The 21,300-nt window shown below is 71.8% G+C and carries 21 protein-coding genes; 10 read left to right on the top strand and 11 right to left on the bottom strand.

The features are described from left to right. Nucleotides 1–501, top strand: a 501-nt coding sequence (locus AC068D_RS04175; RefSeq protein WP_478821360.1) for an electron transfer flavoprotein subunit alpha/FixB family protein, incomplete at its 5' end; no start/stop codon positions are given. A gap of 36 nt (nucleotides 502–537) precedes the next feature. Here AC068D_RS04175 and AC068D_RS04170 read toward each other — a convergent pair. Beyond that, complete coding sequence (locus AC068D_RS04170) at nucleotides 538–1,896, bottom strand: hypothetical protein (RefSeq protein WP_478821359.1); 1,359 nt, start codon at nucleotides 1,894–1,896, stop codon at nucleotides 538–540. Between the two features lie 18 nt (nucleotides 1,897–1,914). On the opposite strand from AC068D_RS04170, the gene AC068D_RS04165 reads away from it, so the two are divergent. Continuing rightward, on the top strand, nucleotides 1,915–2,304 hold the full coding sequence (locus tag AC068D_RS04165; RefSeq protein WP_478821358.1) for a hypothetical protein: 390 nt from the start codon (nucleotides 1,915–1,917) through the stop codon (nucleotides 2,302–2,304). Here the strand turns inward: AC068D_RS04165 and AC068D_RS04160 are convergent. Beyond that, complete coding sequence (locus AC068D_RS04160) at nucleotides 2,301–3,731, bottom strand: dihydrolipoyl dehydrogenase family protein (protein ID WP_478821357.1); 1,431 nt, start codon at nucleotides 3,729–3,731, stop codon at nucleotides 2,301–2,303. The two genes, AC068D_RS04165 and AC068D_RS04160, sit on opposite strands and share 4 nt — an antisense overlap. A gap of 117 nt (nucleotides 3,732–3,848) precedes the next feature. On the opposite strand from AC068D_RS04160, the gene trxA reads away from it, so the two are divergent. Further along, entirely contained in the window at nucleotides 3,849–4,217 is a 369-nt protein-coding gene (trxA, locus tag AC068D_RS04155; protein WP_478821356.1) for a thioredoxin, read from the top strand. Nucleotides 4,218–4,292: 75 nt separating this feature from the next. Here trxA and AC068D_RS04150 read toward each other — a convergent pair whose 3' ends face one another. From AC068D_RS04150 to AC068D_RS04125, 6 genes are all read right to left on the bottom strand, one after another. After that, nucleotides 4,293–5,729: an aldehyde dehydrogenase family protein gene (locus AC068D_RS04150; protein ID WP_478821355.1), complete on the bottom strand. Its 1,437-nt coding sequence runs from the start codon at nucleotides 5,727–5,729 to the stop codon at nucleotides 4,293–4,295. A gap of 184 nt (nucleotides 5,730–5,913) precedes the next feature. Beyond that, on the bottom strand, nucleotides 5,914–6,183 hold the full coding sequence (locus tag AC068D_RS04145) for a hypothetical protein (protein ID WP_478821354.1): 270 nt from the start codon (nucleotides 6,181–6,183) through the stop codon (nucleotides 5,914–5,916). Between the two features lie 143 nt (nucleotides 6,184–6,326). Beyond that, on the bottom strand, nucleotides 6,327–7,349 hold the full coding sequence (locus AC068D_RS04140) for a LacI family DNA-binding transcriptional regulator (protein ID WP_478821353.1): 1,023 nt from the start codon (nucleotides 7,347–7,349) through the stop codon (nucleotides 6,327–6,329). A 132-nt stretch (nucleotides 7,350–7,481) separates the two neighbouring features. After that, a complete protein-coding gene (locus AC068D_RS04135; protein ID WP_478821352.1) occupies nucleotides 7,482–8,870 on the bottom strand; it encodes an MFS transporter in 1,389 nt (462 codons plus the stop codon). Next, nucleotides 8,867–9,478, bottom strand: coding sequence for an ArsR/SmtB family transcription factor (locus AC068D_RS04130; protein WP_478821351.1), 612 nt, complete (start codon nucleotides 9,476–9,478; stop codon nucleotides 8,867–8,869). The genes AC068D_RS04135 and AC068D_RS04130 overlap by 4 nt, the downstream gene beginning before the upstream one ends. Nucleotides 9,479–9,549: 71 nt before the next feature. After that, entirely contained in the window at nucleotides 9,550–10,389 is an 840-nt protein-coding gene (locus AC068D_RS04125) for a TIGR02452 family protein (protein ID WP_478821350.1), read from the bottom strand. Between the two features lie 135 nt (nucleotides 10,390–10,524). Between AC068D_RS04125 and egtA the strand changes: the two genes are divergently transcribed. From egtA to egtD, 4 genes are read left to right on the top strand one after another with little or no spacing between them, the layout of a single operon-like run. Next, the gene (gene egtA, locus AC068D_RS04120; RefSeq protein WP_478821349.1) at nucleotides 10,525–11,793 is read left to right on the top strand and encodes an ergothioneine biosynthesis glutamate--cysteine ligase EgtA; all 1,269 of its coding nucleotides are present in this window, start codon (nucleotides 10,525–10,527) and stop codon (nucleotides 11,791–11,793) included. After that, nucleotides 11,790–13,103 (top strand): ergothioneine biosynthesis protein EgtB, encoded by a 1,314-nt coding sequence (gene egtB / locus AC068D_RS04115; RefSeq protein WP_478821348.1) that lies wholly within the window; start codon nucleotides 11,790–11,792, stop codon nucleotides 13,101–13,103. The genes egtA and egtB overlap by 4 nt, the downstream gene beginning before the upstream one ends. Then, entirely contained in the window at nucleotides 13,103–13,858 is a 756-nt protein-coding gene (gene egtC, locus AC068D_RS04110) for an ergothioneine biosynthesis protein EgtC (RefSeq protein ID WP_478821347.1), read from the top strand. Before egtB ends, egtC begins: the two co-directional genes overlap by 1 nt. Beyond that, on the top strand, nucleotides 13,855–14,817 hold the full coding sequence (gene egtD / locus AC068D_RS04105; protein ID WP_478821346.1) for an L-histidine N(alpha)-methyltransferase: 963 nt from the start codon (nucleotides 13,855–13,857) through the stop codon (nucleotides 14,815–14,817). Before egtC ends, egtD begins: the two co-directional genes overlap by 4 nt. Here the strand turns inward: egtD and AC068D_RS04100 are convergent. After that, nucleotides 14,712–15,629, bottom strand: a complete 918-nt coding sequence (locus AC068D_RS04100; protein WP_478821345.1) for a lysophospholipid acyltransferase family protein — start codon at nucleotides 15,627–15,629, stop codon at nucleotides 14,712–14,714. The genes egtD and AC068D_RS04100 overlap by 106 nt on opposite strands. Beyond that, nucleotides 15,626–16,402: a GNAT family N-acetyltransferase gene (locus AC068D_RS04095; protein WP_478821344.1), complete on the bottom strand. Its 777-nt coding sequence runs from the start codon at nucleotides 16,400–16,402 to the stop codon at nucleotides 15,626–15,628. The genes AC068D_RS04100 and AC068D_RS04095 overlap by 4 nt, the downstream gene beginning before the upstream one ends. Nucleotides 16,403–16,902: 500 nt before the next feature. On the opposite strand from AC068D_RS04095, the gene AC068D_RS04090 reads away from it, so the two are divergent. Further along, nucleotides 16,903–17,112 (top strand): dodecin, encoded by a 210-nt coding sequence (locus tag AC068D_RS04090; protein ID WP_478821343.1) that lies wholly within the window; start codon nucleotides 16,903–16,905, stop codon nucleotides 17,110–17,112. Between the two features lie 83 nt (nucleotides 17,113–17,195). On the opposite strand, the gene AC068D_RS04085 is transcribed toward AC068D_RS04090, so the two are convergent. Continuing rightward, a complete protein-coding gene (locus AC068D_RS04085; RefSeq protein WP_478821342.1) occupies nucleotides 17,196–17,690 on the bottom strand; it encodes a phosphatase domain-containing protein in 495 nt (164 codons plus the stop codon). Nucleotides 17,691–17,853: 163 nt separating this feature from the next. On the opposite strand from AC068D_RS04085, the gene AC068D_RS04080 reads away from it, so the two are divergent. Continuing rightward, the gene (locus AC068D_RS04080; RefSeq protein WP_478821341.1) at nucleotides 17,854–18,876 is read left to right on the top strand and encodes an MsnO8 family LLM class oxidoreductase; all 1,023 of its coding nucleotides are present in this window, start codon (nucleotides 17,854–17,856) and stop codon (nucleotides 18,874–18,876) included. Nucleotides 18,877–18,885: 9 nt separating this feature from the next. After that, complete coding sequence (locus tag AC068D_RS04075) at nucleotides 18,886–21,243, top strand: ATP-binding cassette domain-containing protein (RefSeq protein WP_478821340.1); 2,358 nt, start codon at nucleotides 18,886–18,888, stop codon at nucleotides 21,241–21,243. The last annotated feature ends 57 nt before the right edge of the window (nucleotides 21,244–21,300 follow it).

The following is a 21,300-nucleotide window of genomic DNA, read 5'->3' as shown; positions in this document are numbered from 1 at the left end:
TCGGCGCCGGTCGAGCCGGCCCCGGCCGCCGGCACCGTCGAGTCCCTGACGGTCTCCTTCGGCGCCCAGGCCACCGGCACCAGGATCGTCTCCCGAACCCCGCGCGAGTCCACCGGCCGCCCCGAGCTGACCGAGGCCGCGATCGTCGTCTCCGGCGGCCGTGGCGTCAACGGCGCCGAGAACTTCTCCGTGATCGAGGCCCTCGCCGACTCCCTCGGCGCAGCCGTCGGCGCCTCCCGCGCCGCGGTCGACGCCGGCTGGTACCCGCACTCCAACCAGGTCGGCCAGACCGGCAAGAGCGTCTCCCCCCAGCTCTACATCGCCTCCGGCATCTCCGGCGCCATCCAGCACCGCGCCGGCATGCAGACCTCCAAGACCATCGTCGCCATCAACAAGGACGCCGAAGCCCCGATCTTCGACCTCGTCGACTACGGCATCGTCGGCGACCTCTTCGAGGTCGTCCCCCAGCTCACCCAGGAAATCAACACCCGCAAGGGCTAACCCACACCCACACACCCCGGGGCCGCGCGACACACCTCACCGCGCGGCCCCACCCCGTTCCGGCATGTCCGTGCCGTGCCCGTCCTCGCCGGCCGCGAGGAACTGCACCACCGCCATCGCGAAGAGCAGCACGAGCACGATCACGATGACGACCCAGCCCGTGGGGTAGCTCCACAGGACGAACGTCAGGACCGCCGCCGCAACAAGCACCCAGACGATCCATGTGTAGTAGCGGCGGACGAACGGGCCGACCGGACCGGTGCGCATGCCCGCGTGGTCGGCCGTCGAGCGGACGGCGCCGATACCGGAGTTCCACAGCCGCCGTACGAGCGTGGGTGCGCGCCCCGGGCCGGAGAGCCACGCCGCCAGCGCGACGACCACACCGAGCACGGCGGCCATCCGCACCGATGTCCGCAGATAGCGCGTCAGCGCGTCGTAGACGGACTCGGCGGCGGGCTGCGAGACGCTGTCCGGCAGCGCGTTCAGATACACCACGCGGAAGACGGTCAGTGCGAAGCCCAGCACCAGGGCGGCGAAGGCGAACGCAAGTGCCGCAACCACGAGTGTGCGTCTGCGGTGGACGGCGAGCAGGACACCGGCCGCGACGAGCACGACCGCGAGTACGGGCAGCCAGAAGCCGGCGATCTGGAGCAGCCGGAAGTATGTCTTGACCCTGCCGATGTGGTCGTCGCGCAGGATCGTGAAGTTGGTGTGGATCTCGGGGATCTTCGCGGCCACCGTCATCCCGTCGTCGACGAGCCGCTGTTTGACCTGGTCGATGACGGGTGCGAGGTCGACGGTCACCGAGTTGTTGTTGATCTTCAAAGCGCTGTCGCCACTGCCCGTCAGGGCCTTGTCCACGGCCGCGTGGGCTCTGCGGTTGGCCTCGACCCAGATCCTGTCGAAGGTCTCCGACGCGAGGATCTCCTGCGCCTTGTCGTGCACGAAGCTGCGGACGGCGTTCTCCAGGGAGTTGCCGAGCGTTCCGAGCGCCTTGTCGAGAAGGGGCCGGTCGGCAGGGGCGATGCCCTCCAGCAGCGTCGGCAGGTCGATGTGCTGCATCACGGCGTCGGTGACCCGGTTCGCGGCGGCCGCCTGCACATCGGGGTCGGAGGCCAGGGGCGCGACCGTGTCGACGTATCTGTCGGTGTTCCCCACCTCGGACGACGTCCACGCCGCGACGAGGGCGAGGGGTACGAGGACACAGCCGATGACAATGAGCAGCGCGGAGAAGAAGGACCTCCACCGGTGCCGGGGGGGCCGTGGTGCCCGGGCGGTCTCCAGCGCGGCGACGCGGCTGCGCAACTGTTCGATCTCCGTGCCGCCGCCGTCCGTGCCGGGCACACGCGAACGCTTCGCGTCCTCGTCGGGGCCCGGTACTCCGTCGTCCGCCATCGCAGGTCCTCCCCAGAGGTGTGGGTCGATGTCAGCAGACCCCGCACTCCGGGCCGGCGCGAGGCGGAACGGGCCGAACGGGTGCATCTTGCCGCCGTTTCCGACGCCGGGGCCTTCACCGGTGGTCCGCGCCGCGGGTTCGCCGGTGAGACCGCCCCGGGCGCAGTGCGCGGCGAGCAGGACACCTCGGAAGAGGAGAGGACCGCTGCCGGCCCCGAGGACGCCCCGCCCACCGATCTCGCCGAGGCCGTCGCCCGGGCGTGCGCGTGGCACTCGAAGGGGGCCGGTGTCGGCCTCCTCGGCAGAGGAGAGGCCCGGCCCGGCGTCGGCCGAAATCCCGGGGCCCGTCCGGACCGGGAGGACGGCGAAGCGCCGGGCCCGGTCACCGACCCCTGGAGAGCGGCCTAACCCCGGTACGCCTCCAGCAGCCGGAGCCAGATTTCGCTGATGGTCGGGTAGGCCGGGACCGCGTGCCACAGCCTTTCGATCGGGACCTCACCCGCGACCGCGATGGTCGCCGAGTGGAGCAGTTCGCCCACGCCCGGTCCGGCGAAGGTGACCCCGAGCAGGATCTCCCGGTCCAGGTCGACCACCATGCGCGCACGGCCTCGGTAGTTGTCGACGTAGAGGCCGGCCCCGGCGACGGCGGCCAGGTCGTGGTCGACCGCGCGCACGCGGTGGCCCGCCGCCTCGGCCTCGGCGAGGGACAGCCCGACGGCCGCCACTTCGGGATCGGTGAAGACGACCTGCGGGACGGCGTCGTGGTCGGCCGTCGCGGAGTGCGCGCCCCAGCGGTCCGTCTCCAGCAGCGGAACGTGCTGGGCGCGGGCCGCGATGGCGGCGCCCGCGATGCGTGCCTGGTACTTGCCCTGGTGGGTCAGCAGTGCACGCCGGTTGACGTCGCCGACCCCGTACAGCCACTCCGAGCCCCGGACACGGCAGCTGTCGTCGACGGGCAGCCAGGAGCCCGGCTCCAGACCCACCGTCTCCAGACCGATGTCCTCGGTGCGCGGTGCCCGGCCGGTGGCGAAGAGGACTTCGTCGGCATCGATCAGCTCCCCGTCCTCGAGGACCACCGTGACGGGTCCTCCACCGTCGTCGCGCCGAACGGCGGCCACGGACACGTTCGTACGGACGGCCGCGCCGGCCTCGGTGAGCGCTTCGGCGACGTACTCGCCGACGAACGGCTCCATTCTGGGCAGCAGGCCCTTGCTCCGCACCAGCATGGTGACCTGCGCGCCGAGGGCCTGCCAGGCGGTGGCCATCTCGGTGCCCACCACTCCCCCGCCGATCACGACGAGGCGCCCCGGCACCGCGTGTGCGCTGGTCGCCTCCCGGCTGGTCCATGCCCTGGCCCCGGCCAGCCCGGGCAGCCGGGGCAGTACGGCCCTGCTGCCGGTGCACACCGCCACGGCGTGCCGTGCGGTCAGCACATGGCGCTCGCCCTCCGGACCGGTGACGACGACCTTCCGGGGGCCTTGCAGTCTGCCCTGGCCGCGGTAGACACGGGCGCCGATCGAGTCCAGCCATGCGGCCTGGCCGTCGTCCTTCCAGTGCGAGGCGAATTCGTCACGGTGGGCGAGGACCGCCGCGGAATCCAGCGGCCCCTGCACGGCCTGGCGTACGCCGGGGACCCTGCGCGCGTCGGCGCGGGTGAGGGCGGGCCGCAGCAGTGCCTTGCTCGGCATGCAGGCCCAGTACGAGCACTCGCCGCCGATGAGTTCGCTCTCCACCACCGCGGTACTCAGCCCGGCGGCTCGTGTTCTGCCCGCCACGTTCTCCCCGGTCGGCCCTGCCCCCAGCACCACCACGTCGTACTCCACGGCTTCCGTCATACGGACAGTGTCGTGCCACGTGTGCGCCGGGGCCACATGGGCAGGCGGAATACGGCCGCCCCCCTCATGGGTTGACGCGGGCGGGTCCGGACGGACACCAGGAAGAGGTAGGAAGCAATGAGCACCGTTGAGCTCACCAAGGAAAACTTCGATCAGGTGGTAACTGACAATGACTTCGTCCTGATCGACTTCTGGGCTTCCTGGTGCGGGCCGTGCCGCCAGTTCGCCCCGGTCTTCGAGAAGGCCTCAGAACGTCATCCCGATCTTGTCTTCGCCAAGGTCGACACCGAGGCGCAACAGGAGCTGGCGGCGGCCTTCGAGATCCGCTCGATCCCGACGCTGATGATCGTCCGTGACAACGTCGCGGTGTTCGCACAGCCCGGAGCTCTTCCCGAGCCGGTGCTCGAGGACGTCATCGGCCAGGCCCGCGGGCTCGACATGGACGAGGTGCGCAAGTCCGTCGAGGACGCTCAGCAGACACAGTGACGCGGGCGGCGGGCCCGGACTCCGACGGATGCGGCGGCCGGGCCCGCCCCGCGCCGCAACGGGCCCGCCCCACGGTCAGAACGGGTGGCCCGCGGCTTCGCGGCGCAGGGTCGTCCAGCGCAGTTCGGTGAAGGCCTCGAGATTGGCGTCGCCGCCGAAACGGGCGCCGGTGCCCGAGGCGGCGACACCGCCGAACGGGGCGACCGCCTCGTCGCCGACCGTCTGGTCGTTGATGTGGGCGATGCCCGTGGGTATGCGCTCGGCGAGTTCCAGCCCCAGCGCGGTGTCGCGGGTGACGATGCCCAGTGACAGTCCGTACGGGCCGGCGGCCGCGAGCGCCGCGGCCTCCTCGAGCGTGCGGAACGGCCGGACCGGCGCCACCGGGCCGAAGACCTCCTCCGCGTAGGCGGGGGTGTGGTCGTCGACGCCCACGAGAACGGTCGGGCGGTAGAACAGATCGCTGTGCTTGCCGCCGGCGGCGAGCACGGCGCCGCGGGCCGTGCTGGTCTCCACGAGGCGGTGGATCCGGCTCAGCTGGGCGCGGTCGATGACAGGGCCGAGGTGGACCTGCTCACGGTGCGGATCACCGACCATGAGCGAGTCCGCCTTCGCGGCGAGCCGATCGACGTACTCGTCGTACAACGAGATGTGGACGAGGTGCCGGCCGCTGGTCATGCAGATCTGGCCCTGGTGGAAGAAGGAGCCCCAGGACGCCTGGGCGACTGCGGCTTCGATGTCGGCGTCCTCCAGGACCACGAGGGCGGAGTTGCCGCCCAGTTCGAGGTGGGCGCGTTTGAGATGGCGGCCCGCCGATTCGCCCACACTGCGGCCTGCGGCCGTCGAGCCGGTGAAGGAGATCACCGGGACGCCGGGCTCCGCGACCAGCGCGCGGCCCGTGCCGGCGCCGCCCGGCAGAACGTGCAGCAGGCGCTCGGGAAGTCCCGCCTCCGCGAGGACTGCGGCGAGGGAGAGGCCGCCGCAGACCGCGGTGCGTGTGTCGGGCTTCAGCAGAACGGCATTGCCGAGCGCGAGGGCCGGGGCGACGGAACGTACGGCGAGGACCAGTGGGACGTTGAACGGAGCGATCACACCGACGACCCCGGCCGGGACACGGCGCGTGTAGGAGAGACGCGGCTGCTCGCTCCGCAGCACCTGACCGGCGGGGCGGGACGCGAGCGCGGCGGCCTCGTAGCACTCCTGGGCGGCGACATGCAGCTCGAAGTCCGCCTTCCCCGGGATCGAACCCGACTCACGGACCAGCCATTCACGCAGCTCGGCGGCGTGCTCGGAGAACAGGTCCCCGGCCCGGCGGAGCACACCGGCCCGTGCCGGATGCGGGGTGCGCGCCCATGAGGACTGTGCTGCCGCGGCGGACTGCGCGGCGACGGACACGTCCTCGGGCGTGGCAAGGCGTACGGATCCGAGCCTTTCGCCGGTGGCGGGCTCGACGACGTCCGACTCGCCTCCCGAAAGTCCGACGGACTGCCATGTCTTGGGGTCGAGCAGGGGCATGGAGGCGTCTCCAGTGGCTCGGCTTCACTCGGTCGTCCCGCCCGGTCGCACATGCGACACCGTGGTCGCGCAGACATTCCGCGATGTCCCGACGGTGCGTCAACTTGCGTCATTCACATGGAGTTCGACGTTGACGAGGGGCAGGCTGGTGCTGTGACCGGAAGGGCCGGAGGAGCCGCGCCGGTCAGTTCTGGTCGTACTCCGAGACGAGCGCGGTCAGCCCGTAGTCCAGTTCCGAGCCGTCCACCAGGAGCGCCTCCACCGTGCGCGTCGCCGGGTCGATGTCGGCCACCATGCCGTGGCCCGCATAGCGGGGATAGCCCGACGCGCCCGTCTCGCCGGTGTACTCGACGGTCGCCGAACGCACCGCGCTGTCCTCCACCCTCGCACCGGAGCGGTCCACCACGTGCGCGGGCACCAGGAGGATCTCGAAGCGCCGCGGAACTGTACTCATGCCACGACGCTAGCCACGCGGCGCCCGCCTCGCATGTCAGATGGCGCCTCGCCCGGGGTCTGCCGGACGCGTGCACACCGCAGGCGCACCCCGCCGGACCCACGCGTCCGGACGCGTACAGGCCGGAAGCACACGGACCGGACTCAGGTGGAGTCACGTCCCACGACCTGGGCACCCATCAGATCCTGCCGCTCGGGTGCACGGCCCGGATCGCGTACGACCCGGTCGACCAGCTCGGCCAGATGCTGCCCGGTGACCATGTCGATCCGGACCGTGCTGAGCCGGGGTCTGAGCAACCGGCCGAGCAGCAGATCGTCGGCGCCGACCACCGCCGTCTCGTCCGGGATGCCGATGCCGGCGTCCTGGAGTGCGCGCATCAGGAGCATGGCGAACTCGTCGTTGTACGCGTACACCGCGTCCAGGCCGAGATCCCGCCAACGCGCCGCGAGGGCGTCCGCCGCCCCCTCGTCGTAGGCGAGCGGGACCGGCACGACCTCCGCGCCGACGGCTTCCGCGGCGTCCCGCACGCCCGCCAGCCGCGGCTCCGACAGGAGCTCCAGCCCCGGCTCCTCGGGCATGATCACCCCGATCCGCCGGTAGCCGCGCTCCAGCAGATGCTCGGCCGCGCGAACGCCCACCTCCCGCTGGTCCATCACGAGGGATCGCGCCCCCTCGACATGCTGGGGACCGAGCGTTATCACCGCCTTCGCACCGGAGCGCTTGAGCACCCCGACACCGTGCGGGGTGAGGGCGATCTCGCCGAGCGAGACGACGGCGACCGGCCGCAGCTCCGCCCAGGCGCGGGCCGCCGTGTCACCGTCCAGGCCGAGGCTGCCGTACTGCACCACGGTGTAGTCGAGGCGCCGCAGAGCCGACTGGAGTTCATTGACGAAGCGGCTGTGGAGCGGGCCGATGGGAATGGATGCGGTCGGCAGCAGCACGATGCGGGTGTGTCCGGCGCGCAGGCTGCGGGCCGCCGCGTGCGGGACGTACCCGAGCTCTTCGGCGGCGTCGCGCACACGGCGGCGGGTCGGCTCGCTGATGCGAACTGCCGAGGTGTTGTTGAGCACGTACGAGACGGTCGCCCGGGAGACTCCGGCGAGCCGCGCGACATCGGCACTGGTCGGAATGGAGCGTTCTAATGACTGTCTGGGTGTCTGGCTCATCGCCCTCGGCATCCTTCCAGACCGAGCCGCACCGACCCTGAGCGCGGTACGGCGGATGGCCGGATTTGCATCCGCGGTGATCTTCCATGGGCCCCTGCCCGGCGCCGCCTTCTCCCGCGGGCACCGGAGCCGTCATTTCGTTTTCGGCGTGATCGTGGCGGTCGCCGTGCTCCCCTGTGGCTGCCTGGGGGTGGTGGGCGTCGACGACGACGGTGCGCAGACCGGTCCGGGTGCGGGCGGAACCGGCCGGGCACGGCGGATCCACAGCAGCGCGCCGGCCAGCAGGACAGTGCCGCCGAGCAGCCAGGGCAGCGGCCCGGCGGGCAGCCGGCCGACGACCAGTCCTGCGAGGGCGCCCATGAGCTGGAGCGCGAGTGACTGCACGGACAGGGCGGTGGCGCGGCGCGCGCCGTCCACGCGGCGGTGCAGCAGGTCGTTCTCGTTCGGGCCGGCGGCACCGAGTCCGAGGTAGACGAGGCCGTATCCGATGGCGGCCGGGGCCAGGGCGGCCGGGCCGTTCCACAGCAGCGTGACACCGAGCAGCAGCAGGCCCGCCGCGCTCAGGCCGAGGGCTGCCAGGACCGCGCGTTCCCCGCTGCCCGCCCGGCGCGCGAGGAGTGGCGCGGCGTGGCTGCCGAGGGCGGAACAGGCGAAACCCGAGCAGGCCAGGGCAGCCAGGAGCACGGCGCCGGACTCGGGTGCGCCGGTCACCGCAGCGGCCCGGCCCGGCGTGAGGAGTTCGACGGTGCCGAGAGCGGCTCCCACAGCGCCCGCGGTGAGCAGCAGCCGGCGCACGACGGAATCCCCGGCGCCCAGGCGCAGCCCACCCGTCACGGTGGCCGGGACCCCGCGCATCACCTCACGCAGGGCCGCGGGGGCGGTCCGGGGCGGTTCCGGCAGCCGAACCAGGACGTAGCCGACGAAGACGATCCCGAGGGCCGCGCCCAGCAACGCCGGTACGGAGAGCGGCAGTACGAGCCCGGAGCTCGCGTCGGTGAGCCGCGCACCCCAGTCGGGGCCGAGGGCCAGCAGCCAGGGCAGTGCACCGCCCATGAGCGTGCCGATGGCGAGGGCCGCGGCGGATGCGGTGCCTGCGCGGGCGAGTCCGGTGCGCAGCTCGGCTGCCGGGCCGGAGTGGGCCTGCACGGTGTCGACGTACCATGCCTCGGCCGGCCCGCTGGACAGGGCGCGGCCGAAGCCCATGAGGAACATTGCCAGTGCAAGCACCGGCAGGCCGGTCCCCAGGGCCAGGAGGACCAGGGCGGTCAGATTGAGGACGCCTGCGGCGGCCAGCACGGGGCGGCGGCCGATGACGTCGGAGAGCCCTCCGGTGGGCAGCTCCAGTGCGGCGACGGTGAGCGAATGCACGGCGAACAGTGACGCGATGGCCGCCAGGCCGATACCGCGATCCGTGATGAGCAGGACCTGTGACGGTATGTACAGGCCCACCGGCAGCCAGAAGAGGAAGGTGACGGCGGTGAAACGGCGGCGGGCGGTGCGGGGGTCCAGCGGCCCGCTCATCGTGCGTCCTCCTCGCCCGCCGCATCGCGCTGGGCGAGCGGCAGACTGGCCCACAGCAGGACCACCTGCTCGGCACTCCGGTCGTCCGTGTCACGCTCCACGAGCTCCTCGGCCTTCCGCTCGAACGACTCCCACAACTCGGTCAGCGACCGGGGAGTCAGGCGCAGCACCAGGTCGGAGATGCCCGATGGCTCGGTCCAGTCGGGGCCGAGCCGCCCCGTGGACATGTCCTCCTCGTGCTGGGCCAGGGTGCGTTCGAGGTGAGCGATCTGCGCCCGGCGGCTCACGCCGATGAACGCCCGGCTGCCGTCCGACGCCTCCAGCGCCTCATTGCTCCATGCGGTGACGTCATGCACCGCCCGCCAGCGGCGCTCGCGCCCGTCCCGGTGCTCCGCCTCGGCGATGAACGCGTACTTGGCCAGCACCCTGAGGTGATAGCTGGTGGAGGCGGAGGACTGGCCCGTGCGCGCGGCGAGTTCGCTGGCCGTCGCGGGGCCGTCGATGCGCAGCATCCCCAGGAGCCGGATCCGCAGCGGGTGGGTCAGGGCCTTGAGGGCCGCGGCATCATGCTCCGGATCAAGAACGCGCTTGTGCTCTCCACTGACCATGGCGGCAGCGTAGAGGGATCAAGGACTTTCCAAAAGATATTTTGCAAAATAAATTAGGGAAAGTTCCCGGCTCACACCGCGCGGGCGTCTCCCGCCGGGAACGCGGCCCGGAATGCCTCCAGGGTGCTCTGCCGCTCGGTGCGGTCCAGCACCGCGAAGACGATCTCGTCGAAGTGCCCCGAGAACCTTCCGCCGTCCCTGAGCAGGGCCCGGAACGCCGCCGCGACCTGGGCCGGATCATTGCGGAAGACCCCGCAACCCCACGCACCGAGCACCAGCCGCCGATAGCCGGCAACGGCAGCCGTCTCGAGGACGCGCTCCGCACGCGATGCGAGGGCGGCCGGTATGCGGGCGGCCTCCCCCGGCGCCCGACTGGTGATCACGCCCGCGTTCGGCGCCGGGGACGTCAGGAACCCCACGGCGTAGGGCACGTCGAGGAGCCGGCCCCGGTCGTCCCTGAAGACCGGGACGGCGGGCGAGTGGATCACCCGGTCGGAGTAGAAAGGACTCCGATCGGCGCGGTGGTGCTCGTAGAACTCCGGTGCGCGCAGCAGCGTGGTGTAGAGCGCCGACGCCCGGCAGAGCGCCTCCTCCTGCGCCTGGGCCCCGTTGAGGTAGCCCCCGCCGGGATTGCGGGCCGAGGCGAAGTTCAGGACCGCGACCGGCTCCGGGTCCCGGGCCGTCATCCGCCGTGCGGCCGCCAGGCTGCTCTCCCCAGTGACCTCGCATAGGCTGAAACGGTCCGTGCCGGGGACCACCGGTACGGGCCCGGGCCCGAACATCCGTGTCCCCTCGACCGCTGCGAGCAGTTCCCCGCCGATCGTCACCGAGCGGCCGCCCGGCGCCCGGTAGCGACCTGCTTCGACGATCTCCTGGGTCTGTTGCGCCATCCCGCGCAAACGAGCACTCATGCCGGAATCCTCAGTGATCAGGACGGGTGACGGCAAACCGATTACGCCCCCCTTACGCCCCACAGGGGCACTCTTGTGCGAAGCATCGACCGTGGCTTTAGGTGGACGGAGCGCCTGCGACAGGAGGAGCCGACCATGGCAGCACCCGACGTCGGGTGGAGCGGCCCGCCGCTCACCGAGGACGACGCCGAAGCGTTGCTTCGATGTATCTGCTTCAAGACGGGCCCGCCCCGCAAGGTCGGGGTCGAACTCGAATGGCTCGTACACGAACTGCACCACCCCGAACTGCCCGTCGCGCCCACCCGGCTCGACCGGGCCTTCGCCGGGCTACGGGACCTGCACCTCGCCTCGGCACTGACCTTCGAGCCCGGCGGTCAGCTGGAGCTCAGCTCGCCGCCCGCCGGATCGCTGATGGAGTGCATCGACTCCACCGCGGCGGATCTCGCGACGGTACGGACCGCACTGCGCGCCTCCGGCCTCGCTCTGACCGGATACGGCCACGACCCCTGGCACCCTCCGCGCCGGCTGCTGCGTGAACCGCGTTACGACGCCATGGAGGCCTGCCTCGACCGATCGGGTCCATCGGGGCGGTCCATGATGTGCTCATCGGCCTCGGTCCAGGTGTGTCTGGACGCGGGGTTCGAGGAGCCCGGGCCGCTGGGCCTCGGCAGACGCTGGCAGCTGGCCCATCTGCTGGGCGCGGTCCTGGTGGCGGCGTTCGCCAACTCCCCGGCCGGGGCGGGCAGGAGCACCGGCTGGCGCTCCACCCGGCAGGCCCTGTGGGCGGACCTCGATCCGAGACGCTCCCTCGCGCCCGCTCCCGACGGGTCGCCGCGCGACGCCTGGGCGACGCATGTGCTGGACACCCCGGTGATGTGCATCCGTGCCCCGGAAGGGCCCTGGCACGTGCCGGAGGGCCTCACATTCCGTGAGTGGATGCGGTCCGGTGCACCCCGGCCGCCCACCCGTGCGGACCTCGAGTACCACATGACCACGCTCTTTCCACCGGTGCGCCCGCGCGGGCACCTTGAACTCCGCATGATCGACGCGCAGCCGGGCGAGGACGGCTGGATGGTGCCCCTCGCCGTCACCATGGCCCTCTTCGACGACCCGGAGGCGGCGGAGACCGCTTACCGCACGGTCAAGCCGCTCGCCGAGACCGCCGGACCACTGCCCGCACCGCGCAACCCCCTCTGGGCCCGGGCAGCCCGGCGCGGGCCGGCCGACCCCGAACTGCACGGCGCGGCCATGAGCTGCTTCGCCGTCGCGCTGGAGGCGCTGCCCCGGCTCGGGGCGACCCCGGCCGTCCAGGATGCGGTGGCCGCGTTCCACGACCGCTACGTCCTGCCGGGCCGGTGCCCGGCCGACGACTTCTCGATCCCCCGCAAGGAGATCCGCTCATGAACGTGTCCCCGGTGGTGACCGACGACGCGCTCAGGCAGCGCGCCCTCGAGGCGCTGACCGCCGCCCGCGCACGCACCGCCCTGCTGACCTCATGCGTCGACGACCACGAACTGACGGCACAGCACTCGCCGTTGATGTCGCCGCTGGTGTGGGACCTCGCCCACATCGGCAACCAGGAGGAGCAGTGGCTGCTGCGGGCCGTCGCAGGTCGTGAGGCCATACGCCCGGAGATCGACTCGGTGTACGACGCCTTCGAGCACCCTCGTGCGACACGGCCCTCGCTGCCCCTGCTCTCGCCCGCCGAGTCCCGCGCCTACGCGTCGGACGTCAGGGGCCGGGTGCTCGACGTCCTCGACGGCCACCCGTTGCGCGGCGGACCGCTCGTCGACGCGGCCTTCGCCTTCGGCATGATCGCGCAGCACGAGCAGCAGCACGACGAGACCATGCTGATCACCCATCAGCTACGGCGGGGCCCGGCCGCTCTCGACGCGCCCGAGCCGCCCCGTGGGGACATGAACGGGCTGCCGGCCGAAGTGATGGTCCCCGCGGGCCCGTTCACGATGGGCACCTCCACCGAGCCCTGGGCCCTGGACAACGAGCGCCCCGCGCACCACCGTGAACTGCCCGCCTATTTCATCGACACCGCACCGGTGACCAACGGCGCCTTCCAGGCCTTCATCGCGGACGGCGGCTACACGGACGAGCGGTGGTGGGCGGACGAGGGCTGGGACCAGATCCGCAAGCACGACATCGCGGCGCCGCTGTTCTGGCGGCGCGAGGGCGGACAGTGGCTGCGCCGCCGGTTCGGGACGACCGAGCCGGTGCCCGAGGACGAACCCGTACTGCACATCAGCTGGTACGAGGCCGACGCATACGCCCGCTGGGCGGGGCGGCGACTGCCGTCGGAGGCCGAATGGGAGAAGGCCGCCCGTCACGATCCGGCCACCGGGCGCTCGCGGCGCTATCCCTGGGGCGACGACGACCCGACTCCCGACCGCGCCAATCTGGGCCAGCGCCATCTGCGGCCCGCTCCTGCGGGCGCGTACCCCGACGGAGCCTCTCCGCTCGGAGTGCGCCAGCTGATGGGCGACGTCTGGGAGTGGACGTCGAGCGACTTCCTCCCCTACCCGGGCTTCTCCGCGTTCCCCTACCGCGAGTACTCCGAGGTGTTCTTCGGCGGTGACCACAAGGTGCTGCGCGGCGGCTCGTTCGCCGTGGACCCGGTGGCGTGCCGCGGTACGTTCCGCAACTGGGACCTGCCGGTGCGCCGGCAGATCTTCTCCGGCTTCCGCACCGCAAGGGACGCGTGATGTGCCGCCACATCGCGTTCCTGGGTCCCGGCACCGCGCTCGGCGAGCTGCTGGTACGACCGCCGCACGCGCTGTTCAGACAGTCCTGGGCGCCGCGCCGGCAGCGGTACGGGACCGTGAACGCGGACGGCTTCGGAGTCGGCTGGTACGCCGATGACGACCCGGTACCTGCCCGCTACCGCCGGTCCGGCCCGGTCTGGGGCGACCAGTCCTTCGCCGACCTGGCCCGCGTGGTCCGCAGCGGGGCGCTGCTCGCGGCGGTCAGGGACGCGACCGAGGCGGGCGCGGACGACGAGGCGGCCGCGGCTCCCTTCACCGCCGGGCCCTGGCTGTTCAGTCACAACGGTGCCGTCAGGGGCTGGCCCGGATCGGTCGCTCCGCTCGCGGCTGCGCTGCCCGTGGGCGAACTGCTGTCGCTGGAGGCACGTTGCGACTCCGCTCTGGTGTGGGCCCTCGTGCTGCACCGGCTCCGGAACGGCGACGAGCTGGGCCAGGCGCTCGCCGAAACGGTGTTCGAGGTCGCGGAGGCGGCTCCCGGATCCCGGCTCAATCTGCTGCTGACGGACGGCACGACGGTCGCGGCGACCGCCTGGGGCGACTCGCTCTGGTATCTCGCCGAGCCCGGACGCCGGACCGTCGTGGCGTCGGAGCCCTACAACGACGATCCCCACTGGTGCGAAGTGCCCGACCGCACGCTGCTCGCGGCCACCCGCACCGACGTACTGCTGACCCCGCTCAAGGAGCCACTTGCGTGAGCCCGTTCCAGCTGACCCGCACCCTGCCCGACGACGCCATGGCCGCCGCACTGCGCGAAGACGTACGGCGCGGACTGACCCGCACCCCCAAGGAACTGCCGCCCAAGTGGTTCTACGACGCCCGTGGCAGTGAGCTCTTCGAGGAGATCACCCGGCTGCCCGAGTACTACCCGACCCGTGCCGAGCGGGAGATCCTCCTCGCCCGATCGGGAGAGATCGCCTCGGTGACCGGTGCCCGCACCCTGGTGGAGCTGGGCTCCGGTTCGTCCGAGAAGACCCGCCATCTCCTGGACGCGCTGACGGGACTGCACAGCTATGTCCCCGTGGACGTCAGCGGGAGCGCGCTGACGGGCGCGGCCGATGCGCTGCTCGTCGAGCATCCCGAGCTCCATGTCCATGCGCTGATCGCCGACTTCACCCGGGCGCTGGAGCTTCCGGAGACACCGGGACCCCGACTGGTGGCCTTCCTGGGCGGCACGATCGGCAATCTGCTGCCCGGTGAGAGGGCCGAGTTCCTGTGCTCGGTCCGGGCGATGCTGTCGCCCGGGGACGCACTGCTGCTCGGCACGGACCTGGTGAAGGAGGAGGGTGTGCTGGTGGCCGCGTACGACGACGCGGCCGGTGTCACCGCCGAGTTCAACAAGAATGTGCTGACCGTGATGAACCGGGAACTCGCCGCCGACTTCCGTCCGGACGACTTCGACCATGTGGCGCTGTGGAACGCGCAGGAGGAGTGGATCGAGATGCGGCTGCGGGCGCGGGACGCACTCACGGTGAAGATCCGGGAGCTGGATCTGGTGGTTCCCTTCGGGGCCGGTGAGGAGATCCGCACCGAGGTGTCGGCGAAGTTCCGTCAGGAGCGGGTGCGCACCGAACTGGCGGAAGCCGGACTGAAGCTGTCGGAGTGGTGGACGGACACGGCGGGCAGGTTCGCGCTGTCCCTGTCGACCGCGGTGTGAGCCGGTCTCGCCTCCGTGTCGCCTGCCACCGCGGCCTCGGCAGCACGTGCGAGGGCACGGCGGCCGGTGTGGCGGCCCGCGGGGATCGGTGCAAGGACCCTGATCTCCGCGGTGAGCCCACCGGCCGTCACGACCCGCCACAGTGAGACGGCGAGCGGATCGTCGCCCACGAACGCAGCGGCACCCACCGGGCCGTAGGTGATCCGTACCGGCTGGACGACGGCACCCGCGTCGATCGCCGCCTGGAACGCGGCATGGCGGAAGCGTCCCTTCCCACGCCCGCACCAGGTGGATCCCTCGGGGAACACGATCACCCGCGCCCCGCTCCTGAGCGAGTCCGCCATGCTCCTGACGACCCCGGGCAGTGCCCTGAGCCTGTCCCGGTCCACGAACAGTGTCCCGCCGAACCCTGCGAGGGGGCCGAGCACCGGCCACTGCCGGATCTCCTGCTTGGCCAGCATCCGCCCGGGGAGCACCGCGGCGACCAGGGGTATGTCCAGCCATGAGATGTGGTTGGGGACGACAAGTGTGCCCGGCACCGCCCCGCCGGCCGTCGGTGCGGGCTCCCCCGCGCCCACGATCCGGACCCGGACGCCGAAGGCGCGGACCACCGCCCGGCACCACAGGCGGACGAGGCGGGCCCGGCGCACGGGGCCGAGCGGGATCGCCAGGGGGGAGAGCAGAACACCGGCGAGGACCGCGGCCGTGCCCGCAAGCAGGCGCACGACGGCCGTGGGGAGGCCGGCCGTGGGCCACCGTGGTGTCGCGCAGCCGGCCGGTGTGCACGGCGCGGTGGGGAGCCAGTCGCTCATTTCACCGGTGCCAGGGAGAGGAAGTGGCGCAGATAGCGGGGGTTGGTGCGGCGCAGGGACAGCAGGACGTACAGGTCGGCGACGCCGAAGTCGGGATCGTGTGCGGGCGCGCCGCACACCCAGGCTCCGAGCCGGAGGTATCCGCGCAGCAGCGGGGGAATTTCGGTGCGGCCCTGGGGGCGGGCGATTCCGTCCGCGCTCCAGAGCTTGTGCGGGGTGACCCAGTACTCCTCGGGGGACAGGTGCCTGGCCTTGACGGTGTCCCAGGTGGCGGCCGCGAGACCGCCGCCGTCGGAGAGCGGTATCGAGCAGCAGCCGGACAGCCAGGTGTGGCCGGTGCGGGTCATGTAGCGGGCCAGGCCGGCCCAGATGAGCGCGATGACGGCGCCGTTGCGGTGTGCGGGGTGGACGCAGGAGCGGCCGACCTCGACCAGGTCGTGGCGGATGGGTTCGAGCCGGACGAGGTCGAACTCGGTCTCGGAATAGAGCCGCCCGGCGACCCTTGCCCGTTCGGGCGGGAGCACCCGGTAGGTGCCGACGACCTCGCCGGTCTCCTCGTGACGCACGAGGATGTGGTCGCAGTACGCGTCGAACGCATCGATGTCGAGCCCGGGCTCCGGTCCTTCGAGCCGGGCGCCCATCTCCCCGGCGAACACTTGGTGGCGCAGCCGCTGGGCGGCACGGACGTCGTCCTGGTCGCGGGCGAGACCGACCACATAGCGCGGCTCGGCGGACACGAGCGGGGCGGGGATGACGGCGGGCGAAGCGGGCATGACGGCTCTCCTCTGCCGGACGGAAGCACCGGATCGCGCCTGCGGCGGCCCGGCCCCTAACTAATTCCGCGACCGGCTGGATTCGACATGACGGGGGTGCGGAGCGCGGATGTGCGCCAACTGAATGCCGGGCGACTCCGGTCGGCCCGTGGGTGCCCAGGGAGCCGGGAGGCGCAGTGCGGCGCCGAGGCCCGCCGTTCGGCCCGCGCGCGGGCCGAGACGCGGCCGGAGGCGTTCCTCGCCGCCTCCTCGGGGTCTTCACCCCGGAGCACCGCTGTCATGTACGGCTTGATCGGATTGTCGGCCCCGACGGCGGCCCGGTCCGCGGGTTCGGCGTGGCCCGTCCCTGTGCGCCGCCCGCACCCTCCGCGGCGACGACCGACCGGACTTTGGTATGTACCAATCGAGGGTGCGATCCGATCCCCGACGCCGCGCGGACGGTCCCCGGTTGGGGCACCGTGGAGGGGAACGGCCGGTACGGCGAAAAGGAGCACGGCCTCATGTCCCACCACACATACCGGGTCACCGAGATCGTCGGCACCTCTCACGAAGGGGTCGACCAGGCCATCCGCAACGGCATCTCCCGCGCCAAGCAGACCCTCAGGGGCCTCGACTGGTTCGAGGTGACACAGATCCGCGGAAACATCCTGGACGGCGAGGTCGAGCACTACCAGGTCGGCATGAAGGTCGGATTCCGTCTGGAGGACTGAGGGGCACACGGGCCGGCCGTCACCCGTTCGGCCCATGACGAGCCCGGTCGCGGCCGCTGACGGGGGCGGTCGCGGCCGCTGCGTCAGGTACGGCCCTCGCGCTCCTGTGCGTCCTTCATGGCCGCTGACGTACTGGCCCACCGGGCACGTACGACCCTGAAGCCCGCTCGTGCGGCGGCGTCGCACACGAGTTCGTCGTCGTCGACGAGCATCCGGATCTCGCGGGTACGGCCGAGGCGGCGCAGGATCTCGAGCTTGGTGGTCCGGGCGGGGCGGCGGTCGTCGTTGCGGCGCATGAAGATGCGGCCCATCGGCAGACCGTGCTGCTCGAGCCATTCCACCGTGGCGGCGCGGCAGCGCTCGGGGCGGCCGGTGAGGTACATGACCTCGCAGTCCGCCGCCGCGTCGACGACCATGCGTACGCCGTCCTCGAGAGGAGTGTCCTCGGGGGCGGCGGCGAAGAACCCGTCCCAGTCCCTCGGCCTGCGCTCCAGGAAGTGCTGGCGGTGACCGGTCTCGGCGATGGTCCCGTCCAGGTCGAATACGGCCAGCGGCCTGCTGTGCTTCTTCTGGGTCACGGCGCCCAGACTAAGGGCTGGCGCCGGGGCCAGGGCCGGGGCCGGTGAGAGCCACGGCCCGGAGGGAGGCGGGCCGGCATGAGCAGGAGCAGGAGCAGGCAGGAAGCCGCGGCCCGTGGGAGGATCACGGGAATCCTGCGGGGGCGGGGGCGTTGAACCCGGTGTGGACTCCTTGCTCGCTTCGACCCGGTTCTCCGTACTGGACCGCTCCCGCACCCGGGAGGGCCAGGAGGGCGCTCAGGCGCTGCGCGACTCCGTGCGCCTCGCGCAGGAGGTGGAGGCGCTGGGCTACCACCGTTTCTGGGTCTCCGAACATCATGGTGTGCCCGGCGTGGCCGGCTCCGCGCCGACCGTACTGGCAGCCGCCGTGGCGGCGGCGACCTCGGTGATCCGGGTGGGCACGGGCGGGGTGATGCTGCCCAATCACCAGCCGCTGGTCGTCGCCGAGCAGTTCGGGGTGCTGGAAGCCCTGTTCCCCGGTCGGATCGACATGGGGCTGGGACGCTCGGTCGGCTTCACGGACGGGGTCCGAAGGGCGCTGGGCCGCGACAGGGACGACGCGGACGACTTCGCCGGACAGCTGAGCGAGCTCCTCGGCTACTTCGAAGGAACGCATCCGCTTGTGCGCGCCCGCCCCTCGCAGGGGCTGCGGGTGCCGCCGTTCGTCCTGGCCGTGGGAGAGGGGGCGGGTGTCGCAGCGGCGGCAGGACTGCCGCTGGTGGTGGGGGATCTCAGGGGACGAGAACGGCTGCTGCGGGCCGTCGAGCGCTATCGGGCGCAGTTCCGCCCCTCGCCGTGGGCCGCGGAGCCCCATGTCGTCGTGTCGGGCACGGTCGCCGTCGCCGGCAGCGAGGAGGAGGCCCGGCGACTGCTGGTACCGGAGGCGTGGTCGATGGCGTATTCACGGACGCACGGCACCTTTCCGCCGCTCGCGCCCGCCTCCCGGATCGAGGGGCTGACGATGACCGCGAAGGAGCGCGAGTTCTACGAATCGGGACTGCGGGGCCAGATCCACGGCACCGAGGAGCAGGTAGCGGGCGCCCTGGAGGCCGTGATCAAGGAGAGCGGCGCCGACGAGGTGCTGGTGACGACGAGCTCGTACGACCGCGACGGCTTGCGTGACTCCTTCCGGCGCCTGGCCCACCTCGCGGGGCTGACCAGCGCGGACGCCGGAGCCGCTGCCTAGAATCCGGATATGCACGGCCTCCACGACCCGTACGTCCGCGTCCGCGACGCCCGCGAGCACAATCTCAAGAACGTCGACGTCGACATCCCGCGCGACACGCTCACGGTGTTCACCGGAGTGTCCGGGTCGGGCAAGTCCTCGCTCGCCTTCGGCACGATCTACGCCGAGGCCCAGCGTCGCTACTTCGAGTCCGTCGCGCCCTACGCCCGTCGGCTGATCCACCAGGTGGGCGCGCCGAAGGTCGGGGAGATCACGGGACTGCCGCCCGCCATCTCCCTGGAGCAGCGCCGCTCCTCCCCCACCTCACGCTCTTCCGTCGGCACGGTGACGACGCTGTCGAACTCCCTGCGGATGCTGTTCTCCCGCGCCGGCGACTATCCGGAGGGGGCCGCCCGGCTGGACTCGGACGCCTTCTCGCCGAACACGGCGGCCGGGGCATGCCCCGAGTGCCATGGTCTCGGGCGCATCCATCGCACCAGTGAGGAACTGCTGGTCCCCGATCCGTCGCTGTCGATCCGGGAGGGCGCGATCGCCGCCTGGCCGGGTGCCTGGCAGGGCAAGAATCTGCGGGACGTGCTGGACGCACTGGGTCACGACGTGGACCGGCCCTGGGGCGAGCTGGATCAGCGGGACCGCGACTGGATCCTGTTCACCGACGAGCAGCCGGTGGTGACCGTCCATCCGGTGCGTGAGGCGGGCCGCATCCAGCGTCCCTACCAGGGCACGTACATGAGCGCCCGGCGCTATGTGCTCCACACGTTCGCGGACTCGAAGAGCCAGACGTTGCGCACGAAGGCCGAGCAGTTTCTGACCAGTGCGCCGTGCCCGGTCTGCGGGGGCAGCAGGCTGCGCCCGGAGGCCCTTGCGGTCACCTTCGCGGGGCGGACGATCGCCGAGCTGGCGGCGCTGCCGCTGGCCGCGCTCGCGGATGTTCTGCACACCGACCGGAACGACGAGGCGGCCCGGGTGCTCACGGCGGACCTGCTGGGCCGGATCGGCACGGTGACCGAGCTGGGCCTCGGATATCTGAGCCTGGACCGTGCCACGCCGACGCTGTCCAGTGGTGAACTGCAGCGGCTGCGGCTGGCGACGCAGCTGCGTTCCGGCCTGTTCGGTGTCGTGTATGTCCTTGACGAACCGTCAGCGGGCCTTCACCCGGCCGACACGGAGGCCCTGCTGGTCGTCCTCGACCGGCTGAAGTCGGGCGGCAACACGGTCTTCGCCGTGGAACACCACCTGGATGTGATGCGGCACGCGGACTGGCTGGTCGACGTGGGGCCGCTTGCGGGCGAGCACGGCGGTCGGGTGCTGCACAGCGGGCCGCCGCAGCAGCTCGCCGAGGTGACGGAGTCGGCCACCCGGCGCCATCTCTTCGGCTCGGAGAGCGTCCCTGCACGGGAGCCACGGAAGGCGTCGGGTCGGCTCGAGCTGGGTCCGGTCACCCGGCACAATCTGCGCGGGGTGACGACCCGGCTGCCGCTCGGCGTCATGACGGCGGTGACCGGTGTGTCGGGCTCGGGCAAGTCGACCCTCGTCGGGTCGATCACCGCGGAACTACCGTGTGTGGAACGCCTGGTGACAGTGGATCAGCGACCCATCGGACGCACTCCCCGGTCCAATCTGGCTACGTACACCGGTCTGTTCGACGTCGTGCGCAGGCTGTTTACCGCCACCGACGAGGCCAGGGCGCGCGGCTACAGGGCGGGGCGATTCTCCTTCAATGTGGCGGGGGGCCGGTGCGAGACCTGCCAGGGTGAGGGATTCGTCTCCGTCGAACTGCTCTTTCTGCCCAGCACGTACGCACCCTGCCCGGACTGCCGTGGTGCCCGCTACAACCCGGAGACCCTGCAGGTCCGCCATGAGGGGCGGAACATCGCCGAGGTGCTCGACCTCACGGTGGAGGCCGCCGCCGAGGTCTTTGCCGAAACACCGGCGGCCGTACGGAGCCTTCGGGCGCTGCTCGATGTCGGCCTCGGGTATCTGCGGCTCGGCCAGCCCGCGACGGAGCTGTCCGGCGGTGAGGCACAGCGCATCAAACTCGCCGCCGAGCTCCAGCGAATGCGCAGGGGACACACCCTGTACGTGCTGGACGAGCCGACGACCGGACTGCACCCGGCCGATGTGGAGGTGCTGATGCGGCAGTTGCTGGGCCTCGTCGACGCCGGGCACTCGGTCGTGGTCGTCGAGCACGACATGGATGTCGTGGCGCGCGCGGACTGGGTGATCGACATGGGCCCGGGCGGTGGAGAGGAGGGCGGCACGATCGTGGCAGAGGGACCCCCCGCGCAGGTGGCGCGGGCGGCGGGCAGCCGCACCGCGCCGTATCTGGCCAGATCCCTGGGCCGCGGACCGGGTTCGGACCGGTGACGGGACCACCGGCAGGCATGGGCGGGGACGCGCCGGGCCCCGGTTTCGCTGCGGCAC

This window comes from Streptomyces sp. NPDC043861 (genome assembly GCF_056435905.1).
Note: the sequence above shows the minus strand (reverse complement) of the source record. Positions and strands in the feature narration are given on the sequence as shown.